4 protein-coding genes and 1 pseudogene are annotated in these 5,175 nt (G+C 48.4%); 3 read left to right on the forward strand and 2 right to left on the reverse strand.

Annotated features, from left to right (window positions below; genetic code table 11):
- Window positions 1–115: 115 nt before the first annotated feature.
- Window positions 116–292: a histone H1 gene (locus QZ327_RS08380; RefSeq protein ID WP_009121302.1), complete on the reverse strand. Its 177-nt coding sequence runs from the start codon at window positions 290–292 to the stop codon at window positions 116–118.
- 150 nt (window positions 293–442) lie between these two features.
- On the opposite strand from QZ327_RS08380, the pseudogene QZ327_RS08385 reads away from it, so the two are divergent.
- The 3 genes and pseudogenes from QZ327_RS08385 (at window position 443) to QZ327_RS08395 (ending at window position 3,583) form a co-directional block, all read left to right on the forward strand.
- Window positions 443–1,084: pseudogene (locus QZ327_RS08385) on the forward strand (helix-turn-helix domain-containing protein).
- Window positions 1,085–1,163: 79 nt separating this feature from the next.
- Window positions 1,164–1,793: a hypothetical protein gene (locus QZ327_RS08390; protein WP_294618623.1), complete on the forward strand. Its 630-nt coding sequence runs from the start codon at window positions 1,164–1,166 to the stop codon at window positions 1,791–1,793.
- Between the two features lie 149 nt (window positions 1,794–1,942).
- Entirely contained in the window at window positions 1,943–3,583 is a 1,641-nt protein-coding gene (locus QZ327_RS08395; protein ID WP_294618624.1) for a DUF4080 domain-containing protein, read from the forward strand.
- A 101-nt stretch (window positions 3,584–3,684) separates the two neighbouring features.
- Here the strand turns inward: QZ327_RS08395 and QZ327_RS08400 are convergent, their stop codons facing one another.
- A complete protein-coding gene (locus QZ327_RS08400; RefSeq protein ID WP_294618625.1) occupies window positions 3,685–4,965 on the reverse strand; it encodes a hypothetical protein in 1,281 nt (426 codons plus the stop codon).
- Window positions 4,966–5,175 lie beyond the last annotated feature (210 nt).

Here is a 5,175-nt window from a genome sequence, read left to right on the forward strand (position 1 = left end):
AAAAGAACTATCAAAATAATGCTGAACAAAATTAAACAGGTACTAAAGTTGACAGCAAAAATAAAAAAAGACCGCCGCACGGCAGTCTTTTACAGCATCCAATCTGTACTTTTTCTTACTTCTTAGAAGCTTCCAAAGATGCTTTACGGAATTCTTTCATTGTCTTTTCGATTTCCAAAGAAGCCTTACGTGCACGGGTACCGGCTGCCTTGTTACCGTTTTCCAACTGAGCTTTTGCATCCTTTTCAAATGCAGCATACAATTCTGCAACTTTTTCAACTAATTCTTTCATAATCCTTGTTTTAATTACTTCGTTAATAATGTCCGACAAAAATACATTCTTTCTTGAAATAAATACAGAAAAACGATATTTTTTTTGATTTAATCCGCAATTTTGGCATAAAAAAAGGCTCATACATGTTTTTTATCTACTTTTGCAAGCATGAAAACGCTTACAGACGCCCAATATATACATGCTCTCATAGCCGAAGGAGAGCACCAGCAGCAGGATTTCAAGTTCGAAATATCCGATGCGAGGAAAATAGCGAAGACGCTCTCGGCCTTTTCAAACACGGATGGCGGACGGCTTCTTATCGGCGTAAAAGACAACGGGAAAATAGCCGGCATACGCTCCGACGAAGAGCAATATATGATAGAAGCGGCAGCCCGGCTATACTGCCGGCCGGAAGTGAGTTACAGCATGCAGACCTACCAGGTGGAAGGGCGCAACGTATTGCTTGTGCAGATTGACGAAAGCGACCATAAACCGGTGTATGCCAAAGACGAAACCGACAAGTCCCTTGCCTACCTGCGCATCAGGGACGAGAACATACTCGCCACCCCGGTGCACCTGCGCATCTGGCAATAAAGCGAAAGCCCGCAAGGGGAATTGATGAAGTATACCGAACGCGAACAACTGCTGCTCGATTTGCTGGAGCAGAACGACCGGCTGTCTCTGAACCGCTATTGCCGCCTGGCACGCCTGCCGCGCCGCGCTGCGGAGCATCTGCTGGCAAAACTGATCCGTTATGACATTGTGGAGCCCGTGTTCGAAGGACACAAGTTCCACTTCAGGCTGAAATGAAGCAGAAAAAAAGTTGAAGTGCTGGTAAAAAGCAAGTTATTTACTACCTTTGCGTCCGTAAATCAGAAAAATTATCATCATGGGTATATTTGCCAAACTATTCAACAGAAACCAGGAAGAGGTTTCTTCCAAGAATGTGGAAGACTTCGTGTCATTGACGCGCGTCTATTTCCAGTCGGTGATAGCCTCCAACCTGGGCATCACCAACATCCGTTTTGTGCCGGACGTAGCCAACTTCAAACGTTTATTCAAAATCCCCACACAGGGTGGCCGTCTGGGACAAGCAGAGAAAGCTGCTTCCCGCAAGATGCTGATGCAGGACTACGGCATTAGCGAGAACTTTTTCAAGGAAATTGATGCTTCCGTAAAAAAACATTGCCGCACGCAGAACGACGTGCAGGGATATCTTTTCATGTATCAGGGTTTCTCCAACGACCTGATGATGCTGATGGGCAACCTGATGCAATGGAAATTCCGCATGCCGTCCATCTTTAAAGGCGCATTGCGCGGCATGACCGAAAAGACAGTGCACGAGGTCTGCACCAAGACCGTCTGGAAAAAGGACGATGTGCACAAAACCGCCATGACGGTCCGCCAGTACAAAGAACGTCTGGGATACTCGGAAGAGTGGATGACCGAGTATGTGTACAACATAATCATGCTGGCGAAGAAAGAGAATAAAAAGAAGGGGGACGAACAAGAAAAATAACAGACCGATATGGTCTACCCTATTCCTGCCGCTACCGCACCCGTCTTTTTGAGTGCGGTAGCGGCAGGTTGTATTTTTTTCTTCATTCACTTACCGTTAAATGAGACAGCAAAATGTGCTATCTTTGCAGGGATGAAACTCAATCGGATATGAAAATTCTTTGGATAGACTTAAACAGTTCTTACGCCCACTCCTCACTGGCACTTCCTGCGCTGCATGCACAGGTAGCAGATGACCCTTCCATCGAATGGGCAATGGTATCTGCCACCATCAACGAAAACACAGGAACCATTGTGGACGAAGCGTACCGCCACAAACCCGACATTATTGCCGCAACCGCCTGGCTCTTCAACCACGAACAACTGTTGCATATCACATCAAGGCTGAAAGCGCTGCTTCCCGAAGCATGCCTCGTTTTGGGCGGTCCGGAGTTTCTCGGAGACAATGAAGGCTTCCTGCGTAAGAACCTTTTCGTGAACTGTGTGTTCAGGGGAGAAGGCGAAGAGGTCTTTCCCCGATGGCTGGCTTGCCGAAACCGGCCGGAACAATGGAATGACATCCCCGGACTGTGCTACCTGGACGCCAACCGACAATATAAGGATAACGGAACAGCGCGTGTATCGCATTTCTCCGAACTTGTCCCTCCCGAAAAAAGCCGCTTTTTCAACTGGAGCAAACCGTTCGTGCAACTCGAAACCACACGCGGGTGCTTCAACACATGCGCCTTTTGCGTCAGCGGCGGCGAGAAGCCTGTACGCACCCTCTCTATCGACAGCATCCGCCGCCGGCTTGAAACCATCCGGGAGCACGGCATTAAAAACATACGTGTGCTCGACCGTACATTCAACTATAACACGCACCGCGCAAAAGAGCTGCTCCGGCTGTTTTTAGAATATCCCGACATGCGTTTTCACCTGGAGATACATCCGGCTCTTCTTTCCGAAGAGCTGAAAGAAGAGTTGAAACGGCTGCCGCAAGGACTGCTCCACCTCGAAGCGGGTATTCAAAGCCTGCGTGAGCCTGTGCTTGAAAAAAGCCGCCGTATGGGTAAACTGCCCGATGCACTGGACGGACTGAAATTCCTCTGCTCGCTCCCGAACATGGAAACACATGCCGACCTCATAGCCGGGCTTCCCCTCTATCGTCTCAACGAGATATTTGAAGATGTATGCACCCTTGCCGGATACAATGCCGGAGAAATACAATTGGAATCGCTCAAGTTGCTTCCCGGCACGGCAATGCGCCAACGGGCGGAGGAACTTGGAATACGCTACTCCCCTTTCCCGCCCTATGAAGTTTTAGAGACAAACGAAATCAGTGTCAGCGAACTGCAAACAGCCCGCCGGCTATCCCGCCTTTTAGACGGCTTTTACAATACCCCCGCCTGGCAGGCACTGACCAGGGAGTTAATACTGAACGACAAAGCTTTCTTACACAACTTCCTGGAATATCTTACACAGATAAATCTTATAGACCAGCCCATGAGCCTGGAAAAGCGCGGACTCATACTGTATGAATACTGCAAACGGACCTATCCCGAATATCGGATGCAAGCCAGCATTGCCTGGATAGAAGCCGGCATGTCGTTGAAGAAAGTTCCGGCAGAAAGGGTAAGAACCAAACATCAGGTTCCGCCGGAACAGTGGAAAGTGATATACGGAACGTATAAGGAAGGCTTGCGGCTCTGCTTTCTGCCACCGGACGAACATACAAAATGCGGTTACTGGTTCGGATTTGAAACAGAAATACAGAAAACAACCCCTGTGTTCAAAGCGCAAACAGGCTTGTAAGGGAGAGCGTGTTTCTGAAAAGGCGCTATTTTGAGAATCCTTTCCGTATGCCCGTGCCACCGGCACATTTGCCGTAATCAAGAGCCGGCAGGGACAAGTTTTTAAACAAGAGGGCTCTTTACCTTCCAAGTGCCGAAAAATGTTTTCTTGAAACATTCCCTGTTGCGCCTTGCCTCTTCCGAACCATACTCTATGGCAAGGTCGAAATAGGCTATCGCCTGCGGTATGTTCCGCTTCGTTCCCCGTCCGAAACCATAAGCCACACCAAGTGCATTCAGCACCCTGGCATCAAGAGGTTCCCATACCTCGGCGAGCATTTCATTCTCTTCTATTTCGGATAGATACTTGAATGCGGCAACATCATCCCGGACGACGCCAAGCCCGTCCTGATAGCAAACGGCAAGTTCGGCAGCCGGTTGCCAGGAATCTTCCTCATCCATATTCCGATAGGCTTTGTCCAGCCACACCACAGCCTTGCCATAATCTTGCGTGATATTGCCACGTCCGGCAAAATAGAAGTTACCCACCTGAAATTGAGCCTTTGCATGCCCTGCCTCAGCCGCAGCCATGTAATATTCAAACGCTTTATCCAAATCCTCGTCCACCCCGTTACCGCTTCCGTAGCACACCGCCACATTATATGCCGATTGAATATCTCCCCGCTCCACAGCCATCAGATAGTAACGGAAGGCCTCTTCCGCATCCTCATACTCATCTTCCAAATACTTTCCATAATCATTGCAAGTGAGAGGGTCTCCGGAATCGGCAAGCTGTTTCAGATACTCCTCGAATGTTCCTTCATCGGCATTCCCCCAGTCCGATTCGTAAATAGTGCGATAATTGCCAAACGCCACTGCCAAACCATTGTCAAACGAATCCTCATAATAGCCCTCCGCTATCGGATAGGCAAACGCCTCGTATTCCTCCAACGAACCGTATTTACGACTCTCTTCCTCACCGTAAATAAGCAGGTAATCACCATAGAACATAACATTTCCCACCATATATTGGCTGAACGCGTCTCCCGCCTGCGCCCGTTGCACCACCTCCTCGAAAGCTTCCTTAAGCGATGCAAAAGGCATTGTTTTCTCCACATCAGGAGAAAAAACACCGGTACGCAAGGCACAAAGCACCCCGTCCGCACTGCCCCGGCATACACTTTCCTTGATAAAACGGGATGCCAGTTCCACATCTACGGGAAACTCCGCACCACACCACACGAACTCTTCTCCCAAATGACAACGCCCAAGGTAACAATAGGCATCCGCATCCCCCTCTTGTGCAGCCTGGCGCAGAAGTTCATACCCCTCCCACATCTGCTCCTTATTATAACTTTTCCATATCTTGTCAATGGCAACAGTCACTTTTTCACTATGCTCCATAATCATGAATTTATTATATCAAAGTACCACCCTTTTCGGCTCACCGGAAGTTTCGGGTGAACCTTCTTTTCATACTCCTTTATAGTACCTACAAAAAAATCCCTGTAAATTAATATTTTACAGGGATTTTTTGATATACATTTATTTTCAGCGGAGAGAACGAGATTCGAACTCGTGATACCCTTTAGGGGTATACACGCTTTCCAGGCG

The organism is uncultured Bacteroides sp., assembly GCF_910578895.1.
Taxonomy (GTDB): domain Bacteria; phylum Bacteroidota; class Bacteroidia; order Bacteroidales; family Bacteroidaceae; genus Bacteroides.

What these genes read in the sequence shown, in the direction of transcription:
- QZ327_RS08380 (WP_009121302.1), bottom strand. Translation starts at nt 292, where the DNA reads ATGAAAGAATTAGTTGAAAAAGTTGCAGAATTGTATGCTGCATTTGAA.
- QZ327_RS08390 (WP_294618623.1), top strand. Translation starts at nt 1,164, where the DNA reads ATGGGTATATTTGCCAAACTATTCAACAGAAACCAGGAAGAGGTTTCT.
- QZ327_RS08395 (WP_294618624.1), top strand. Translation starts at nt 1,943, where the DNA reads ATGAAAATTCTTTGGATAGACTTAAACAGTTCTTACGCCCACTCCTCA.
- QZ327_RS08400 (WP_294618625.1), bottom strand. Translation starts at nt 4,965, where the DNA reads ATGGAGCATAGTGAAAAAGTGACTGTTGCCATTGACAAGATATGGAAA.